Annotated in this window: 16 protein-coding genes and 1 pseudogene; 16 read left to right on the forward strand and 1 reads right to left on the reverse strand. The window is 47.4% G+C overall.

The window, feature by feature from the left end:
- The first annotated feature begins 39 nt into the window (after positions 1-39).
- The 16 genes and pseudogenes from tsaB to truB all read left to right on the forward strand — a co-directional run bounded on the left by tsaB (position 40) and on the right by truB (position 17418).
- The gene (gene tsaB / locus H3S82_RS02700) at positions 40-708 is read left to right on the forward strand and encodes a tRNA (adenosine(37)-N6)-threonylcarbamoyltransferase complex dimerization subunit type 1 TsaB (RefSeq protein WP_198232606.1); all 669 of its coding nucleotides are present in this window, start codon (positions 40-42) and stop codon (positions 706-708) included.
- Complete coding sequence (rimI, locus tag H3S82_RS02705) at positions 705-1196, forward strand: ribosomal protein S18-alanine N-acetyltransferase (RefSeq protein WP_198232607.1); 492 nt, start codon at positions 705-707, stop codon at positions 1194-1196. The genes tsaB and rimI overlap by 4 nt, the downstream gene beginning before the upstream one ends.
- A 31-nt stretch (positions 1197-1227) precedes the next feature.
- Positions 1228-2592 (forward strand): tRNA (N6-isopentenyl adenosine(37)-C2)-methylthiotransferase MiaB, encoded by a 1365-nt coding sequence (gene miaB / locus H3S82_RS02710; protein WP_198232608.1) that lies wholly within the window; start codon positions 1228-1230, stop codon positions 2590-2592.
- Positions 2593-2723: 131 nt separating this feature from the next.
- On the forward strand, positions 2724-3860 hold the full coding sequence (locus tag H3S82_RS02715; RefSeq protein WP_210326716.1) for a PhoH family protein: 1137 nt from the start codon (positions 2724-2726) through the stop codon (positions 3858-3860).
- Positions 3857-4327: an rRNA maturation RNase YbeY gene (gene ybeY / locus H3S82_RS02720; RefSeq protein ID WP_077970121.1), complete on the forward strand. Its 471-nt coding sequence runs from the start codon at positions 3857-3859 to the stop codon at positions 4325-4327. Before H3S82_RS02715 ends, ybeY begins: the two co-directional genes overlap by 4 nt.
- Before the next feature lie 119 nt (positions 4328-4446).
- Positions 4447-5454: a hemolysin family protein gene (locus H3S82_RS02725; RefSeq protein WP_198232609.1), complete on the forward strand. Its 1008-nt coding sequence runs from the start codon at positions 4447-4449 to the stop codon at positions 5452-5454.
- Between the two features lie 132 nt (positions 5455-5586).
- Positions 5587-7209 (forward strand): apolipoprotein N-acyltransferase, encoded by a 1623-nt coding sequence (lnt, locus tag H3S82_RS02730; RefSeq protein ID WP_198232610.1) that lies wholly within the window; start codon positions 5587-5589, stop codon positions 7207-7209.
- A 116-nt stretch (positions 7210-7325) separates the two neighbouring features.
- On the forward strand, positions 7326-7739 hold the full coding sequence (locus H3S82_RS02735) for a helix-turn-helix domain-containing protein (RefSeq protein WP_077970127.1): 414 nt from the start codon (positions 7326-7328) through the stop codon (positions 7737-7739).
- A 287-nt stretch (positions 7740-8026) separates the two neighbouring features.
- Positions 8027-9292: a methionine adenosyltransferase gene (metK, locus tag H3S82_RS02740; RefSeq protein ID WP_077973406.1), complete on the forward strand. Its 1266-nt coding sequence runs from the start codon at positions 8027-8029 to the stop codon at positions 9290-9292.
- Positions 9292-10011 carry a tRNA (guanosine(46)-N(7))-methyltransferase TrmB gene (locus H3S82_RS02745; protein ID WP_198232611.1) on the forward strand — a complete coding sequence of 240 codons (720 nt, stop codon included), beginning with the start codon at positions 9292-9294 and terminating at the stop codon, positions 10009-10011. The genes metK and H3S82_RS02745 overlap by 1 nt, the downstream gene beginning before the upstream one ends.
- 194 nt (positions 10012-10205) lie before the next feature.
- The gene (gene rimP, locus H3S82_RS02750; protein ID WP_077970131.1) at positions 10206-10898 is read left to right on the forward strand and encodes a ribosome maturation factor RimP; all 693 of its coding nucleotides are present in this window, start codon (positions 10206-10208) and stop codon (positions 10896-10898) included.
- 42 nt (positions 10899-10940) lie between these two features.
- Positions 10941-12584: a transcription termination factor NusA gene (nusA, locus tag H3S82_RS02755; protein ID WP_198225362.1), complete on the forward strand. Its 1644-nt coding sequence runs from the start codon at positions 10941-10943 to the stop codon at positions 12582-12584.
- Positions 12585-12601: 17 nt separating this feature from the next.
- Positions 12602-13235: pseudogene (locus H3S82_RS02760) on the forward strand (RNA-binding protein).
- Entirely contained in the window at positions 13232-15865 is a 2634-nt protein-coding gene (infB, locus tag H3S82_RS02765) for a translation initiation factor IF-2 (protein WP_198232612.1), read from the forward strand. Before H3S82_RS02760 ends, infB begins: the two are co-directional and overlap by 4 nt.
- Positions 15866-16050: 185 nt before the next feature.
- Positions 16051-16449, forward strand: a complete 399-nt coding sequence (gene rbfA, locus H3S82_RS02770) for a 30S ribosome-binding factor RbfA (protein ID WP_077973407.1) — start codon at positions 16051-16053, stop codon at positions 16447-16449.
- 6 nt (positions 16450-16455) lie between these two features.
- On the forward strand, positions 16456-17418 hold the full coding sequence (gene truB, locus H3S82_RS02775; protein WP_198232613.1) for a tRNA pseudouridine(55) synthase TruB: 963 nt from the start codon (positions 16456-16458) through the stop codon (positions 17416-17418).
- A 580-nt stretch (positions 17419-17998) separates the two neighbouring features.
- Here the strand turns inward: truB and H3S82_RS02780 are convergent.
- Complete coding sequence (locus H3S82_RS02780) at positions 17999-19630, reverse strand: MFS transporter (protein WP_198232614.1); 1632 nt, start codon at positions 19628-19630, stop codon at positions 17999-18001.
- Between the last annotated feature and the right edge of the window lie 296 nt (positions 19631-19926).

Below are 19926 nucleotides of genomic sequence, written 5' to 3' on the forward strand. Positions count from 1 at the left end.
TTCTTTTGTTTCGGTGAACAATGGTCTAATAGACAGAAAATGATTACGCTTGCCATAGATACAGCTTCTTTAAATTGCGCCGTTGCATTGATGCAAGACGGCAGGGTTGTTGCGCGCGTAAGCGAAAAAATCGGTAAAGGGCACGCCGAAAAGTTGATCGGGCAAATCATCGAGGCGTGCAGTCTAGCAAAAATAGAGTTGTCATCTATCGACCGTATTGCCGTCAATATCGGTCCGGGGTCGTTCACAGGCGTGCGCATTGGTGTGGCAACGGCAAGAGGCCTCGCTCTGGCACTTGTAAAGCCCGCAATTGGTGTAAGTTCACTTGAAGCAATCGGTTTTGAAGCACATGGACATTTTCCAAAAAGTCATATTATTGCTTTGATAGATGCCGGCCGCAACATGGTGTATCGGCAGGATTTTGATGAAAATTTTCAGCCTCTTTCCCCTGCTATAGTGCAAAATTGCGAAGAGGTTGTTGCTGGGCTTGATGAGAAGGCAATTCTTGCAGGCCCCTTTTCCAAAACTATAGCGCATTTGGCTGGGGTCAAAGAAAGTTCTGTTTATTTTCTTGATGCTCCGGATGTGGCAAGCTTTGCAAAATTGTCGCAAAACAAACCGTCCGACGGTTCACCGAAACCGCTTTACTTGCGCGAGGCAGATGCAAAACCGCAAATGAGTTTTTCCGTGCCAAGGAAAAAGGAATGAGGTCAGGACTTTTTTCAAAACCGGAATATATTGTCACTTCGATTACATCAGATGATAGTGATATTTTGCATGATATACACAAACAGTCATTTTATCATGCGTGGGATGAAACAGTTTTTGCGTCATTTTTGGCTGATCCGCAAATTTCAGGTTTTATCGTGAGCCCCAAGGGCAAGCCCGGAAAGGTTTTGGGTTTTGTCCTCTGCCGGTTGGTTATCGACGAGGCAGAAATTATTACTATTGCCGTTCATCCCCGATTTCGCCAAAAAGGCTTGGGAAAAAAGCTTTTGGATGCAGTTTTCCGCTATCTCTATCAGCAGCGGGCGAAAGTGCTTTTTCTGGAGGTTGATGAAAACAATAGCGCGGCACTTGCACTCTATAAAGGTTTTGGTTTCTATGAAGTTGGTCGTAGACCCGGTTATTACAAAACAGACAAAGGTCATAGTGATGCCTTGATCATGCGTAGAACCATTCAGCAAAAAGATTGAGATTTACCAGAAAACCGGATAAAAATATCCTATGAGCGAAGCAAACAAAAAAATCGGCAATAGCCGCAAGGTCTTTATCAAGACTTATGGCTGTCAGATGAATGTTTATGATAGTGAACGCATGGGCGACAGTCTTGACAGTGAGGGGTATGTGGCAACAGAAACTCCCGACGATGCTGATCTTATATTGCTCAATACATGTCATATCCGTGAAAAAGCGGCTGAAAAACTTTATTCCGATCTCGGTCGTTTAAGAGTTATGCGCGAAGAAAGGGATCCTTCGCGGCCATTAACAATAGGTGTAACAGGTTGTGTTGCTCAAGCCGAAGGGGCCGAAATTTTGCGCCGTGCACCAACAGTCGATCTGGTTGTAGGGCCGCAAACTTACCACCGGTTGCCTGAATTGTTGCGCAAGGTCCATGAAGGACAAAAGGTTGTTGAAACCGAATATGCAGTGGAAGATAAATTTGCCCATCTTCCACACCATAATCGGCGGGCTGTCCAGAAGCGAGGGGTTACTGCATTTTTGACGGTTCAGGAAGGCTGTGACAAATTTTGTACATTCTGCGTGGTTCCCTACACGCGCGGGTCGGAAGTTTCTCGTCCGCTAGACCAGATCATGAGCGAGGCACGTGAACTTGTCGACGCCGGGGTAAAAGAAATCACCTTGCTTGGACAAAATGTCAACGCCTGGCACGGCGTTTCGGCAGACGGAGATGTTTTGCATCTCGGAGACCTTCTTTATCAGCTTGCCAAAATTGATGGGCTTAAACGTCTCCGCTATACAACAAGCCACCCGAGGGATATGGACGACAGTCTTATAGCTGCTCACAAAAATCTTGGAATGTTGATGCCTTATCTTCACCTTCCGGTTCAATCAGGCTCCGACCGGATCCTCAAAGCGATGAATCGTCAACATAAAGCGGATGATTATCTGCGTCTTATTGATCGCATTCGTAAAGCACGTCCCGATATTGCATTTTCAGGCGATTTCATTGTCGGCTTTCCCGGAGAAACCGACGAAGATTTCGAAGCGACGATGAAGCTTGTTCAAGAAGTAGGATATAGCTCTGCCTATTCATTCAAATATTCGCCACGTCCGGGAACACCCGGGGCAACAATGAAAGGCCATATAGAGGAGAAAGTAAAAGACGAGCGCCTTCAGCGCTTACAAGCCCTTATTCTCGATCAACAACATCAATTCTTGCAATCGAAAATCGGTCAGCGGATTGAAGTCCTCGTTGAGAAAGTTGGTCGCCATGAAGGGCAGATGGTCGGTCGCTCGCCCTGGTTGCTGCCTGTTGCTGTTTCAACAAATGCAAAAATTGGCGAAATTATCGCGGTTGATGTAACAGACGCATCATCCAACAGTCTCCTTGGCCGTGCAGTCAATTGAATATTTTTTTCAAGTTCGGCGGGATTTCATGGCGGGTTCGGTGGCGGATGAGGTAACGTGAATAAAGCAGGTTTCCTTTTCACTATAATTTTATATATTCTTACCCAAATATATTTTTTCAGGAGACAAGGTTGAAGAATTCAACCGAAACAAAAAAGACGGTCAAGACAGTTAAAAACGGGCGAGCGAAAGAGCCCGATAAAAGTGGTGTCGACGATGCTTCTGTTAAAAAAGGCGCATCCGATACAGATCATATTGTCCTGGTTTTCGAGGATAACCAGCAGGCAAATATTGTTTTTGGCCAATTTGACGAAAACCTTGCCCGCATCGAACAAAAACTGGGTCTGGATATCCGTGCACAGGGAAATGAAGTATCAATCCGGGGAGACAGGCAGGATATCGAAATTGCCCGCCGGTCTCTCGACCAGCTTTATGAACTTGCAAAAACCGGTTTGCAACCGGGTTTGTCGGATGTGGATGGTGCAATAGCAATCGCCTCTTCTGTGAACGAGAAAGCCGATCGGGAAAAGTCTGAAAATAGTTCGCGGAAAGTGACGCCAGCCCATATATCAACGCGTAAAAAAACAATTTATGCACGCACACCAATGCAGGATGCCTATATGCGGGCGTTACAACGTGCCGAGCTTGTTTTCGGCGTTGGTCCGGCGGGTACAGGAAAAACCTATCTTGCAGTGGCACACGCGGCAATGTTGCTCGAGCGTGGACTTGTAGAGCGTATCATCTTGTCACGTCCTGCCGTTGAAGCCGGTGAAAGATTGGGCTTTTTGCCCGGTGATATGAAGGAAAAAGTCGATCCTTACCTGCGTCCTCTTTATGATGCACTTTATGACATGATGCCGGCCGAAAAAATCGAACGTGCCATGGCGGCAGATATTATCGAAATCGCTCCGCTTGCTTTTATGCGTGGTCGGACACTTGCCCACTCTGCCGTTATTCTCGACGAGGCACAAAATACAACATCAATGCAGATGAAAATGTTTTTGACCCGTCTTGGGGAAGGGTCACGTATGATCGTGACAGGCGACCCTAGCCAGATCGATTTGCCTTTCGGACAAAAATCGGGGCTTACCGAAGCGATGCGCATTCTTGGCAGTATTGACGATATTGTGACGGTGCATTTTACCGAGGCAGATGTTGTGCGACATCCATTGGTAACAGCTATTGTTACTGCCTATGATCAGGACGCCCGTCTGCACTCGAAAAATCGTGCTCAAGATAATAATATAGCAAAGAACCTGGAAAAATGACAGTGCATTATGACATGGCAATCAATGCTGAAGGCTGGCAAAACGAGGAGACTTTAAGACGGCTCGTTGACAGTGTATTGCAAGCGACATTGCAGGAGCTCGGCTTTGACAAGATTGATAGCGAACTGAGCCTTGTTTTTACCAATGATGCCGATATCCGCGAAATAAACGGGAAATGGCGCCACATTGACAAGCCCACCAATGTTTTGTCATTTCCGGCTTTTGCTCTTCAACCCGGACAAGAGCCCGGAGAGATTTTGGGTGATATTGTCATTGCGCGTGAAACGGTTGCACGTGAGGCGGCGGAAGAACACAAGAGCTTTGACGATCATCTGAGCCATCTTGTTGTTCACGGTCTCCTTCATTTGATGGGGTATGATCACCAGAATGATGAAGAAGCAGAGCAGATGGAAACGCTGGAGAGAAAAATTTTAGCCTCTCTTGGTATTTCGGATCCTTATCTATGATTAAATAAAGCCAAGTGTTGCTATTATGCGTCTATACATATATTAGAGAAATATATGTCCTAGTTTAATAACAAGAAAACTGACACAATTTACTTCGCATATTGTAATTTTAAGAAGCCATGACGGAAAAAACAGATAGTTCAATTGACGAAGAGTCCGGTAGGTCATCAACAGGGCAAAACTCTTCACGGTCGCAATCAGGTGAAAAGAAGTCTTTATTTGCCAATCTCTTTTCTTTTTTGCGCTCGCGTAACAATTCGACTTTGCGTGAAGATCTGACAGATGCCCTTTCCGAGGGAGAAGGCGAAACAAACGCTCTTTTTTCGCCTGAAGAGCGCCTTATGCTCAATAATATTTTGCGTCTTCGGGAAACGCGCGTCGAAGATGTTATGATTCCCCGTTCCGAAATCGAAGCACTTGATATTTCGACAACTTTGGCTGAAGCACTGATAGAATTTGAAAAATCGGGCCATTCGCGTATGCCGGTCTATTCGGAAAGCCTCGATGATCCTCGCGGGATGCTGCATATCCGTGATGTCTTGAATTACATCACAAGGAAAGCGCAAAACGGGGAAAAAGAAGGGGTTCTCAATTTTTCCAAAATTGATTTTTCACAAGCTGTCGGTAATCTTGAACTGATACGAAGCGTTCTTTTTGTTCCGGGATCCATGTTGGCCGGACAATTGTTGACGCGTATGCAGGCAACGCGAACGCAAATGGCGTTGATTATCGATGAATATGGAGGAACAGACGGTCTCGCTTCTATGGAAGATATTGTCGAACTGGTTGTAGGTGATATCGAAGACGAACACGACGATGTCGACATGTCCATTATCAAAGAAGCAGAAAATAGATGGCTTGTGGATGCGAGCGCTGATCTTGATGAGGTCGGAAAAGCGTTGGGACCAGGGTTCAAAATTGGCGAACACGGAGATGACGTTGATACAATTGGCGGGCTCATCGTTTCGACTCTAGACCGGATACCGGCGAAAGGTGAAGTTATAGAAGCCGTACCCGGTTACCAGTTCCGTATTCTGGAGGCCGATAAACGCCGCATTAAACGGATCAGGATTCAACCGTTACAAAATCACCCGAAACAGGAGGGTGCGGCTGTTCCATCCGATTAAGCAACTATTGTTTTCAATCTTCTTTTCTGGAAGTGGCTAAGATTCAATAGACGTTTACGAATAAGCACTTCGAAGTGGTTTGTTTATCTTGTGTCGAAATTTTAGGGATGGAAAGATACGAGGGGAGCAGGAATGCGTATTTTGGCAACAGCCATCTCTTATATGAAGACATTACGAGGGCCGAAACGACAGCTCCTGAGCTTTGTGTGTGGTGGAATTACCGCTTTTGCATTAGCGCCGTTTTATCTCTTTCCTCTGGCTTTTTTTACTTTTCCGGTCCTTGTCTTATTGCTTGATAATGTCGCTTGTAAGATGTGTCGGAAGCAACGTTTCAAGCTTGCCTTTTTCACGTCTTTCAGCTTTGCCTTCGGTTATTTTGTTTTTGGTCTTTGGTGGCTTTCGAGCGCTATGCTCATTGACCCCGTAAGCTTCGGCTGGGCTATCCCGTTAGCAATATTCGGGCTACCATTTTATCTTGCACTTTATTGGGGATTTGCTGGCGGCGTTGCTATTGTCTTTTGGCGTGAAGGACTGTCACGTATATTTGTTTTGGCACTTGCTCTGGGAGTGGCAGAGCTTTTGCGCTCCATTATGTTTACCGGTTTTCCATGGAACGCAATCGGTTACACAATAATGCCGACACCACTTTTTATGCAGTCCGATGCAGTGGTGGGTTTATATGCAATGAACGCACTTGTCGTGCTTCTTTATTCGCTGCCAGCCAGTCTGTTTGACAAGAGCGGGCAATGGCTTGCACTTGGCATAGGCCTTGTTCTTTTTTGTACCCACACAGGATTTGGTATTGTCCGCCTCCATAATGCGCCTCCTATAGAAAGTTATGAGAACGCCGATCGATGGGTAAGATTGGTACAACCGTCCATCAAACAGGATGAAAAACTTGATAACGAAGTGCGCTATAGAATGTTTGATGCCCATATGCAACTGAGCGAACAACCGCTTGCAGACGGTGCACATGAACCCGCTTATATTGTATGGCCGGAAACTGCCGTGCCCTATATTCTCAATTATGTTCCTGAAGCAAAGATGCGTATTGCATCACTGCTTCGGTCGGATCAATGGGCAATTGTCGGGGCGGTACGCAGCACTGGCCGGCCGAATGATGAAAATAATAAATATTTTAATACCATATCTGTCATTGATAGTAATGGTGATGTTCTTGCGTCCTCGGACAAGGTGCATCTCGTCCCATTTGGTGAATATTTGCCTTTCCAACAAGTGTTCGACCGGATAGGCCTCCACGCTTTGGCGGTAATGGCAGGCGGCTATAGTAATAGCCCGATACGAAAAACTGTGACACTGCCTGATGGATTTGTTTATCTGCCGATGATCTGTTACGAGGTCATATTCCCGAACGGTATGGGATATGAAGGCGATAAACCGCAAGCAATTTTGAATGTTACCAATGATGCATGGTTCGGCGTTACTCCCGGTCCTTATCAACATTTCGATCAGGCACGTTTACGCGCTGTTGAATTGGGAATTCCTCTTATTCGTGCAGCCAATAATGGCTTATCGGCAGTCGTTGATCCTTATGGGCGAATCGTCAGATCATTGGACCAGAATGCAGTCGGTGTGATTGATGCGCCAATTCCTGCGGCGATTGTTCCGATATGGAACAAAGGTCCAAATTTTTTGCACGCTTTTGTAGCCTTTCTTGTTATACTGACATTTAGTATAATGTTCGGTTATGTAAAAAACGGTCGTTCGATTGACAAGTTAGAACCAATGAGATGATATGAGGAAAAATTGTGGTCCAGCGGGGGACCGATATTAAAACCCATGAACAATAATCATATAAATCGGTTTGAATTTATGAAGATGGATCAATATTGACGCGAGAAAGTTGAATTATGGCCTCACTCAAAAAAACACCCGCCCCGACAGACGTATATGTGGGTAGCCGTATAAGATTACGGCGCAACATGCTTGGGCTCAGTCAGGAAAAGTTGGGCGAGCAATTGGGGATTACCTTCCAGCAAATACAGAAATATGAAAAAGGTACCAACCGCGTTGGTGCGAGCCGTCTTCAGGCTATTTCCGAAATTCTGGACGTGCCGGTATCCTATTTTTTTGAAGAAGCTCCCGGTACCCGTTCGGCAGAAGGGTTTCGCGAAGACGACAATAATTTTATGGACTTTTGTTCAAGTAACGAAGGCATTCAACTTCTTCGTGCGTTTACCAATATAAAAGATCCGAAAGTTCGTCGTAAGATTATCGATTTGGCAAAGGCATTATCCGAAGACGAAACTCTTAATCAGCTTTAAATGTTTTTGAAAATTGATTTAGGACACGCAGAATCGTTTTTGTTTTTTAATTTTTATTATTGATTTTGTTTGCTGCTTTGTTGTCCACAGTGATGGATTAAAGCTTGATCAGACACTGAATGATGTCGGGATATTGTGTGTTGAATGCGTTTATCACATTTATTTCGTTCTCTTGACCAAAACAGCATTGACGCAATTCAACAAGCTTGGCAAATAAAGCAACTGTCGTTTTTCTTTCCGGAGAGTCCGGCGAGAAAGTAAACGTCGTCTTTCTAGAGGGGTTTCCCGTGTCTCATCAGAATTATCTTTTTACCAGCGAATCGGTATCGGAAGGTCATCCCGACAAAGTTTGTGACCGCATTTCAGATGAAATTGTTGATATGATCTACAAAGAAGCAGCCAAAACGGGTGTTGACCCCTGGTCTGTCCGCGTTGCTTGTGAAACTTTGGCTACGACCAACCGCGTTGTTATCGCCGGTGAGGTTCGTGTGCCCGATACACTTTTGAAAAAAGATAAAAATGGCAAACTTGTTCATGACAAAAATGGAAATCCGGTTATCAATCCGTCACGTTTCCGCTCGGCAGCACGTCGCGCCATCCGTGCTATCGGTTATGAACAGGAAGGTTTTCACTGGAAGACAGTGAAGATTGATGTTTTGTTGCATTCCCAATCTGCCGATATTGCTCAAGGCGTGGATAATGCTTCCGACCGTCAGGGCGAAGAAGGTGCGGGAGATCAGGGTATCATGTTCGGTTATGCCTGCCGCGAAACACCGGATTTGATGCCGGCACCAATCTATTATGCCCATAAAATTCTCGAGACGCTTTCGATAGCGCGCCATCTTGATGAAGGCGAAGCAAGCAAGCTTGGACCGGATGCTAAAAGTCAGGTTACAGTTCGTTATGAAAACGATAAACCTGTGGAAGTGGTCTCCATTGTTCTTTCAACCCAGCACACTGATCCGACATGGGATTCAAAGAAGGTTCGCTCGGTTGTCGAGCCTTACATCCGCCAAGCATTGAGCGATATAAAAATCGCCGATAATTGTAACTGGTATATCAATCCGACGGGAAAATTCGTTATTGGCGGGCCTGACGGAGATGCCGGCCTTACAGGCCGTAAAATTATTGTCGATACTTATGGCGGCGCTGCTCCTCATGGTGGTGGTGCATTCTCCGGTAAGGATACCACAAAAGTAGATCGTTCGGCTGCTTATGCAGCCCGCTATCTTGCCAAAAATGTTGTTGCCGCAGGACTTGCCGATCGCTGCACAATCCAGCTTTCATATGCAATCGGTGTGGCCCAACCTCTTTCGATCTATGTCAATTTGCATGGCACAGGTAAAGTTGATGAAAGTGCTGTCGAGGCAGCTATTCGACAACTTATGGATTTGTCGCCTTCGGGAATTCGCAAGCATCTCGAACTTAACAAGGCAATTTACGCAAAAACATCGGCTTATGGGCATTTTGGTCGCAAACCCGGACGCGATGGTTCTTTCTCGTGGGAACGGACAAATCTCGTCAAGGCGCTGAAAGACGCAATCAAGGCGTAATGAGTGAACATAAAGAAAGGGCAAGTGAAGCTTTTTTCGGGCGTCGTCGTGGCAAGACATTGCGTGCGGGCCAGACCAGACGCGAAGAAACTTTACTTCCCCTTCTTAAAGTGGATTTGAACAAGCCTGCACCTGAAAGACTTGCCGACTTATTTGCTAGTTCCGGTGCCACAAAAAACAGTTGCGAAAATATACGCATTGAAATCGGATTTGGTGGCGGAGAACATCTTGTTCATGAAATGGACAGATTTCCACAAACAGGTTTTATCGGCATCGAACCATTCATCAATGGAATGGCCAAAATGCTTGCAGCCTTGGAAGGGCATGAGCAGAGGCTGCAACACATCCGGCTTTATGATGATGATGCGACCAGATTGCTCGACTGGTTACCGGAATCATCAATTGCCGGAATAGATCTTTTTTATCCTGATCCGTGGCCCAAGAAAAAACATTGGAAGCGCCGCTTTGTGAATATGAGAAATCTGAACCGCTTTGCACGGGTTTTAAAACCGGGGGCGAAATTCCGGTTTGCTTCGGATATTGATACTTATGTGAATTGGACATTGTTTTATTGCATGCGCCATCCGGATTTTTATTGGACAGCCAATGGTTCGAAGGATTGGAAAACGCCTTTTGAAGCTTGGCCGGGAACGCGCTATGAAGAAAAAGCATTGCGGGAGGGGCGCACGCCCGCTTATCTCACATTTGTCAGAAAATAGCAGTCACTGTAGCGGATTGTTATCGGACAAGTTTTTCCGGAATTGTTTTGACATGCCGTAATGTTGTACTTGAAAAAAACAATTATCGAGTGTATAGTATAGAAAATTCTTGATCATTTGATGAAGAGTGGGTTTTCCGAGCCCGCTCTTTTTTGTTACCAAAATGATCTGTTTGATATTTGGAATAGATAGGCATGAGCGAGAGCGGACAGGCAGTTGATTTGGATGAACCGCGCCTTTTTGAAGAAAAAGGCGTTGAGGCACGAGTGGTTGCAATTGTTGCACCGGTGCTAAAACCTCTTGGTTACCGGATTGTCAGGGTGCGGTTGTCAGGTCTCAACGGCCTTACTTTGCAAATCATGGCCGAGCGGGGTGATGGTACAATGACCATCAAGGATTGTGAGGAAGTGAGCAGCATTGTCTCACCTATTCTTGATGTGGAAGACATCATCGAACGGAAATATCATCTTGAAATTTCTTCGCCCGGAATTGACCGTCCCTTGGTCAGAAAATCCGATTTTTCACGTTGGCAAGGTCATATCGCAAAAATCGAAACGTCGATAATGATTGATGGGCGAAAGAAATTTCGCGGGACAATTAGCGATGTTAATGACGATGGATTTGTTCTCAATACCGACAAGGCAGCTTATGGCGAAGCTTTGGCTGTGCAACTTCCGTTTACCGATATTGCCGATGCGCATCTGGTTTTGACCGACGATCTGATCCGTGATGCGCTGGCAAAAGACAAGGCATTGCGCCAGCAACTCATTCCCGATGATGACCTCGGGTCCGATAAGGATTCTGAAAAAGCGGATAATTCGGGCAAGACACAAAAGAATTTGAAGGGCGGGGACAGTCGAAAAAAGTCCAAGCCGGAAAAGAAATAATTTAATCGATGCCGTGAAGCGGCACTAAAAAGGAGAGAATCAATGGCTATAAGCGCTAATAGGCTTGAACTTCTGCAAATTGCAGATGCCGTAGCCCGCGAAAAGTCGATTGACCGTGAAATCGTTATTTCTGCGATGGCTGACGCCATCCAGAAGGCTGCCCGGTCACGCTATGGTCAGGAAACCAATATCCGCGCAGATATCAATTCCAAAACCGGCGAAATCAAGTTGCAGCGTTTGCTGGAAGTTGTCGACACGGTTGACGATTATGCAACACAGATTTCTCTGGAAGATGCAAAAAAACGCAAACCCGATGCAGAGATTGGTGACTTTCTGTCGGATCCGCTACCGCCAATGGAATTCGGGCGCATTGCTGCACAGTCGGCCAAGCAGGTCATCGTCCAGAAAGTGCGCGAGGCCGAGCGCGATCACCAATATGAAGAATATAAAGACAAGGTTGGCGAGATCGTTTCCGGCACGGTCAAGCGCGTAGAATATGGCAATGTCATTGTCGATCTTGGACGAGGTGAGGCAATTGTCCGTCGAGACGAACTCATTCCGCGCGAGTCGTTCCGTTATGGCGATCGTATTCGCGCCTATGTCTATGATGTCCGGCGCGAACAACGCGGGCCGCAAATTTTCCTATCACGTACCCATCCGCAATTTATGGCCAAACTTTTCACCATGGAAGTTCCGGAAATTTATGACGGGATTATCGAGATCAAGTCGGTTGCACGCGATCCCGGTTCACGTGCGAAGATTGCTGTCGTCTCGCGCGATGGCTCGATTGATCCGGTTGGCGCCTGCGTTGGTATGCGTGGTAGCCGCGTTCAGGCTGTTGTCAACGAGCTGCAGGGTGAAAAGATCGATATTATTCCGTGGTCTCCTGATGCGGCAACATTTATTGTCAATGCATTGCAACCGGCAGAAGTGGCCAAAGTGGTTCTTGACGAAGATGCAGAGCGTATCGAAGTTGTTGTGCCTGATGACCAGCTCAGCCTTGCAATCGGCAGGCGTGGTCAAAATGTCCGTCTTGCTTCGCAACTCACTGGCTGGGATATTGATATCCTCACTGAACAGGAAGAATCCGAAAATCGGCAGAAGGAATTTGCAAAACGCAGCAAATTGTTCATGGAAGCTCTGGATGTTGACGAGATGGTTGCACAAGTTCTTGCGTCCGAAGGTTTTGCTTCAATCGAAGAAATTGCCTATGTCGATCCGGACGAAATCAGCTCGATTGAAGGCTTTGATGAAGAAACCGCTTCCGAAATCCAGCAGCGTGCAAAAGATTATATCGACAAGCAGGAAGCCGAACTCGACAAGAAACGTAAAAAACTCGGTGTTTCCGATGAATTGCGTGAATTGCCGGGCATGACAACTGCGATGATGGTTGCCGTCGGTGAGGATGGTGTCAAGACAATTGAAGACTTCGCCGGTTATGCGGTTGATGATCTTGCCGGTTGGCGCGAACGTAAAGATGGCGAAACACAGAATTTTGCCGGCGTTTTTACGCCGTTCGACATAAGCCGTGCCGATGCCGAGGCTATGGTTGTTGCTGCTCGTCTGAAAGCTGGCTGGATAACTGAAGAAGATCTTCATAACCAAGATCAGGAACAGACAGAAGAACAGGCAGAAACACCGGTGGATGCCGAAAAAACTGCGGAAACAGAAACACCGGCTGAATAGGAAAGATGGGCTGATTGATGAATGACCGTACATGTATCCTGACAAGAAAAAGTGGTGAGGCGCAAGAGCTTATCCGCTTTGTTGCCGGACCGGACGGTCATCTTGTGCCCGATATAAAAGCCAACTTGCCGGGGCGGGGAGCATGGATTTCCGCCTCCCGATCTGTCCTTGAAGACGCAATCAGGCGCAAGGCTTTTACACATAGCCTGAAGACTGATATTATCGTAGATCAGGGGCTTGTCGAACTTGTAGACAGACTGCTGGTCAAGGCGGCACTCGGTCGTCTTGCTTTGGCTCGAAAGGCCGGTGCAGTTGTAACCGGTGCGACAAAGGTCGAACAGGCAATACGTTCGGGGGAAGCATGTCTTGTTTTACACTCGAAAGAAGCGGCTTTTGATGGTAAACGCAAGATCGATCAGGCAATCTACTCGGTCAGACGACCGGATAAGCCAGACATTCCGGTTGTAACTTTATTCAACAGTGATGAAATGGGTGTGGCTTTTGGTGATAATCCTGTGGTACATGCTGCATTATTGAATTCGAAGCTTGCACAGGGATTCATGAAAACGGTGCAAAAACTTGTCGCCTACCGCGATGGTAAGCACTAGGCCGGAAAAGAAGACGGTAGAAGCCGTGAAGGAAACGGAATGACGGAAAACAATAACGACAAGAAAACAGCCAAGAAAACGCTGACCTTAAAACGCCCCGGGGTTGAAACCAGCACAGTCAAGCAAAATTTCAGCCATGGTCGCACAAAGGCGGTCGTTGTCGAAACGAAACGGCGAAAAATCACCCGTCCGGACGAAAAGGTGGAAGTCAAGCACGTTGTGACCAAGCCACGCGTTGCCCAGACAACAAAGCCGCGTATTGAGACGCCGCCGAAAGTTTCCGCACAACACCCTCATAGCAACCTTTCATCGGCTGAAATGGAAGCACGTATGCGGGCTTTAGAGGAAGCACGGCTTCACGCTGAAGAAGAACATAAACGCGAAGAAGAAGAACATAAACGCGCTGCAGAAGAAGCAAAGCGTCGTCAGGCTGAAGAAGCCAAACGCGCCAAAGAGCGCGAAGAGCTTTTACGCAAACAGGCTGAAGAAGACGCCAAAGCCCGCGCTGCCCACGAGGCTGAAAAGTCTGGAGGACACAAGCCCGAAGTTAAAAGGCACGAAGTTCATAAGGTCAAAGAAGGTTACCGTCCAAAGACCGATAAACAGGCAGCCAATCGCCCGATTGAAATTGATATTGCTCCCGTTACCAAACAACGCGCAGCCGCCCCTGTTACAAAACGCAATATTGTTGATGATGACGAGGATGATCGTCGTTCGCGCCGTGGCGGTGGTAATAAATCCGAAGTCCGCGCTCCCAAAGCAGTAAAAGGTGGTGATGAACGTCGCCGCAGCAAACTGACATTGAATAGTGCACTTGACGAGGAAGGCAATTCGCGCGGCCGGTCAATGGCTGCCATGCGTCGGCGTCAGGAAAAATTCAAACGCTCGCAAATTCAGGAACCGCGTGAAAAGATTTCTCGCGAGGTGACAATTCCTGAAACCATTACTATTCAGGAACTTGCCCAACGTATGACCGAACGGTCTGTCGACGTCATCAAATATCTGATGAAACAGGGTCAGATGTTGAAGCCCGGTGATGTCATTGATGCCGATATGGCGCAATTGATTGCCGAAGAATTCGGCCATACGGTAAAACGCGTTGCAGAATCGGATGTTGAAGAAGGTCTCTTCAATGTTCCGGATGATCCGGCAAAACTGAAACCGCGTCCACCGGTCGTCACGATTATGGGCCACGTTGACCACGGCAAGACATCGCTTCTTGATGCCATACGCCATGCCAATGTTGTTGCCGGTGAAGCGGGTGGTATCACCCAGCATATCGGTGCCTATCAGGTTGAACAAAAGGGACAGAAGATAACCTTTATCGATACACCGGGACATGCGGCCTTTACGGCTATGCGTGCCCGTGGTGCGCAGGTGACCGACATTGCGGTTCTGGTTGTTGCAGCCGACGACAGTGTCATGCCGCAAACGATTGAATCCATTCACCATGCAAAAGCGGCCGGTGTGCCGATTATTGTTGCTATCAACAAGATTGATAAGCCGGCTGCCGACCCCCAAAAGGTTAGAACCGAACTCTTGCAACATGAAGTATTTGTCGAAAGCATGGGTGGTGATACACTAGAAGTCGAGGTTTCGGCAAAAACCGGCAAGAATATCGACAAGCTTCTTGAAGCAATTCTGCTGCAGGCGGAAATTCTCGACTTGAAAGCCGATCCTGATCGTACTGCTGAAGGTGTTGTTATCGAAGCGCAGCTCGATCGCGGTCGTGGTGCTGTTGCAACGGTACTTATCCAGAAAGGAACATTGCATCCTTCCGATATTATCGTTGCCGGTAACGAGTGGGGTCGAGTTCGGGCCCTTATCAATGACCGTGGCGCCCATATCAAAGCGGCAACTCCGTCAATGCCGGTCGAAGTTCTCGGTATGCAAGGCACTCCGCAGGCCGGTGACCGTTTTGCAGTCGTCGCCAATGAAGCACAGGCTCGCGAGATTGCCGAATATCGTCAACGTCTTGCCCGTGAGAAGGCGGTCGCGCGGCAGGCAGGCTCGCGCGGTTCTCTTGAACAGATGATGAACCGGATGCAGACAAGCGGCATGAAAGAATTTCCGCTGGTCATCAAAGGGGATGTTCAGGGCTCTGTCGAAGCCATTACCTCAGCACTTGAAAAACTCGGCAATGACGAAGTGCGCGCCCATATCGTCCATGCCGCTCCCGGTGGTATTACGGAAAGCGATGTATCATTGGCTGCAGCATCGAACGCCGCCATTATCGGCTTCAACGTTCGTGCCAATAGTCAGGCACGTGATGCAGCCGAAGCCCAAGGCATCGAAATTCGTTATTACAATATCATTTATGATCTTGTTGACGATGTGAAGGCAGCAATGTCGGGTATGTTGACGCCGGAACGCCGCGAAACTTTCCTTGGCAATGCCGAGATTATCGAAGTCTTCCACATTTCCAAGGTTGGAAAGGTCGCAGGTTGCCGTGTTACCGAAGGCAAGATGGAGCGCGGCGAGGGTGTACGCCTTATCCGTGATCATGTTGTTGTCCATGAAGGCAAGCTCAAGACCTTGAAACGCTTCAAAGACGAGGTTGCCGAAGTTCCTGCCGGTCAGGAATGCGGTATGGCCTTCGAGAATTATGATGATATACGCGTTGGAGATATTATCGAAGCGTTCCGCGTTGAAACCATTAAACGCTCGCTCTAATTCAATACATGTTTGGCCATATTATTCAATGATATGGCCAAACGGAAAATCCCGTCTGATGAACGAAAGTCGCGCCGGTTTTCAAGCGGTGGTTGACCGCTTTATTCTGTTGCAAATTGATCGTTTTGAAAGATTTCGGGATATCGATTGACAAATATGTGCCTGAAAAATCGAAGGTAATCGTTATGAAACATGCTGGTCCATCCCAAAGGCAATTGCGTGTCGGCGAACAGGTTCGCCATGCTCTTGCTTCCATATTCCAGCGGGGAGTTATTCTGGATCCGGTGCTTGATGGTGTGGTGCTCAGTGCAACCGAGGTGAGAATGTCGCCGGATTTACGCGTTGCAACCTGTTTTGTTGCGCCACTTGCCGATGCAGATCCGGAAGAGGTGGTAAAAGCGCTCAATCATCATGCAAGATTTATTCGTGGCGAGTTGGGGCCCGAGTTGCGGCAATTGAGATATATGCCGGAATTCCGTTTCAAGGTGGATACGAGTTTTGACAATTTTGCAAAAATCGATGCCTTGTTGCACTCGCCGGAAGTGGCCCGCGATCTTCATCACGATGACGAGGAAAAGGAATAGAATTTTATGGCGCGTCAGCGAAAGAAAAAGGGCCGTCCGGTTTCGGGCTGGGTTATTCTTGATAAGCCGGAGGGTATGGGGTCGACCGAGGCTGTTTCAAAGATCAAATGGCTGTTTCAGGCGGAAAAAGCCGGTCACGCCGGAACCCTTGACCCGCTTGCTTCGGGCATGTTGCCAATTGCCTTGGGAGAAGCCACGAAAACTGTTCCCTATGTTGTCGATGGTACAAAAGTTTATCGCTTTACCGTTGCCTGGGGTGAAGAACACAATACCGATGATATGGAAGGCGTCGTGACAAAAACGTCCACCAATCGCCCAAGCAAAGAAGAAATATTAGCGATTTTGCCTCATTATATTGGCACAATTCTGCAAACCCCGCCGCAATTTTCGGCAATCAAGATTGATGGCAATCGTGCTTATGATCTGGCACGGGAAGGTGAAAAAATCGAAATTCCGCCACGTGAAGTTGAAATCGATAGCCTCGAGTTGATTGATATGACACCGGAAGGCCATGCGATTTTCGAGGTGGAGTGTGGTAAAGGGACTTATGTCCGTGCTCTTGCCCGCGATATGGGAAGAGAACTGGGATGCTATGGCTATATTGCCAATTTGCGTCGTATCGAAGTTTCGCCTTTTGTCGAAGATGATTTTGTGAGCCTCGAAGATTTGGAAGAAGCCGCGCCGGAAAGAGGCGAGGCCGACGAGAATGGCATTTATCCGCCATGCGATTTTTCCGCACTTGACGAACTTCTGATCGAAACCGGTGCGGCGCTCGAATTTCTGCCGCAATATCCGTTAAGCGACGAGCAGGCTTATCGTGTGCGAATGGGAAACCCGGTTTTAATGCGTGGACGAGGTGCCCCCGTTGACGAAGATGAGGTTTGTGCGACGTATAAGGGTAAATTATTGGCAATCGGCATGATCGAAAAAGGCCAGTTCAAGCCCAAGCGCGTTTTCACAACCGGCTGAGTTGAGGACTAAAAAGCCTGAAGATTGCTGTTTGCCTTTCTCCCATTCAATGAGGTTTTATAGAGAAGCTGAATTTTTTAGCGATAATACCTGATTTTGTGGGGGGCGGTGAACAGCGATTATCCAGCTTGTTGCAAGTCGCACACTCGAGTTTGTTGTAGCTTCAGTTAGTTCGGCACCCGCTTTCTATTTCACAATCGATATTGTGCTCATATATTGGCTTGCCAAACGCGATTTTACCTTCAAACAATTTCTATTTTGAAAGAATTAATAAGCTGCTCTGAAAGTGGAGCAGCAAACGACCTGAACCGGAATGATCAAGCGAGTCAAAAATTTAGCACCGATATTCAAAACATTATTTTGAAAAATCCGATCTGTGACGGCTTGTTCCGGCGTCAACGGAGTGTTGTTTTAAATGACGGATGGGATTGGCAAATATGTCTCCCAGTCCGACATTCCGGCGTCGGCTTTTTATGAAGCCGGATATGGAGGGTAGAATAGGTTATATGCCGCTTGGGGTATATGTCGCTTGAAGCGTTTATCGGAAAGCGCAATTGCCTATTCTCCACCCTATATCAGCCTAGTGCAGATGGTGGGCGGAATGTTTGACTTGTATCTGGTCAGCTTCCGGCACTGTGTGACGTTCAATCATCCGGTGCACTCGCAAGCCTTCGGGAATTTGGCTAAGCTGGCGTAATTTTTCTGTCACGTCGGCATCGGCTTTGGTGCGGCGGCGATTGTGCCGCAAATAATCCACCCATGTCGGCATATGATAGGTTTCAACCCAGCGATTAGGATGCTCGAGATCGCGCAACAGTGTCCATTGTCTGGCGCCGTCACGCAATCGGATACGCCTCCTCAACGACATTGTTTTGAGAAATTCTGCTAGATCTTCGTCTTTAATCTCGTAGTCGATCAGAACCATAATCGGGCCGCTTCTTGCCTGAAGATCAAGATGCAATTCCGGTTCGCGAAATTGGTCAAGTGGATCCAGATTGATGCTCGGTATTTCAAAGATGGTAAATTTCAGTCCCATCAATGCACCCACAATAAGGAATGCAGCGCATATATAGAGGGAAATGACAGGTGAATAACTGTCAGCCAGACTTCCCCATAACCAGCTTCCGACGGCCATACCGCCAAAAGATGATGTCTGATAGAGAGCCAAAGCGCGTGAAACAACCCAGCGTGGCGTTGATAATTGCACCGAAACATTGAAGAGCGAAAGCGCCAGAACCCAGCACATACCGGCCGGAAAAAGCACAATATGAGCAATGATTGACGAGTCACTCAAAGCGAGCAGAAGGCAAGACAAGGCATAACCGACAAATGAACCGGCAACGATAGCTTCCGAGGAAAAGCGCCGTCTGACCCAGGAATTGATAATGCCGGCAGCAATTGCTCCTACTCCGAAAGAACCGAGCAATGTCCCGTAAATGAGCGCTCCGCCATCAAGTTTTTCGTGGGCAATAATGGGAAGAAGAGCCAGAACCGATATGGCACCAAGGCCGAACATGAACGCCCGCGTCATGATGTTTAGAAGATGCGGCGACATCAAAACATAGCGTAATCCGTCAGACATTGCTGCAACGAGTCTTTCGCGCGGCAAACCGTTATTTGCGTAATCGGGTTTCCAGAAAAACAGGGCGCCAAGAAGCGGAATATAGCTGAAGGCATTGACGACAAAAGCGGCCGCTCCGCCAAAGGCGGCAACAATTGCACCGCCGGTTGCAGGCCCGACGCTGCGCATCAAATTGAAGCCCACACTATTTAAAGTCACTGCTGCGGAAATATCTTCGCGTGGCACGATGTCGCCAACGGTCGCTTGCCAAGGGGGATTATAAAGCGCGGAGCCACAGCCGATCAGAAATGTGAAGGCGAGCAAAAGCCAAGGCGTCAGAAGACCGAAACAGGTGAGAACCGCAAGGAGAACCGAAACCGCCATCATCAACAATTGCGCGGTAATCATGATCTGTCGACGGTTGAAATTATCGGCAAGGGCACCGGCGAGAAGCGAAAATATCACAACTGGTAAGGTGTTCGCACCCTGAACAAGTCCCACCATTGAATGGGAGGTGCTGATTAATGTCATAATCCAGCCTGCACCGACTGTCTGGATAAGCCCGCCAAGATTGGACACAAGTGTCGCCGCCCACAGGCTTCGAAAAGCATGGCTTTTGAATGGCGCAAGTGTCGAGCTTTTTTGTTGCATCGGGTTCCGGAACAAAGCTATTGTTCGTTTCAATCTAGGCGACAGCCGTAAAAGCCGCAAGCCTGATAAGGGGTGTTGCACCACTGCACTGTGAAAATCCACACATCTATTTCAGATAATATATCTGTTTTTGATAATATTCGTTGATGGGCACGGTTAAAAAGAAAAGTAGCAACCCGAGAACGTAAATGTTTGATTTTCATCAACATATTTGAATTATATTTTGTATATCCATCATTACGGATAGCAATTTTTTAAAAGAATTAGAAAGAAATATCGTTTCATAAATAGTTTCA

Origin of the sequence: Bartonella sp. M0192, from assembly GCF_016102305.1 — a bacterium.
GTDB classification, from domain to species: Bacteria; Pseudomonadota; Alphaproteobacteria; order Rhizobiales; family Rhizobiaceae; genus Bartonella; species Bartonella apihabitans.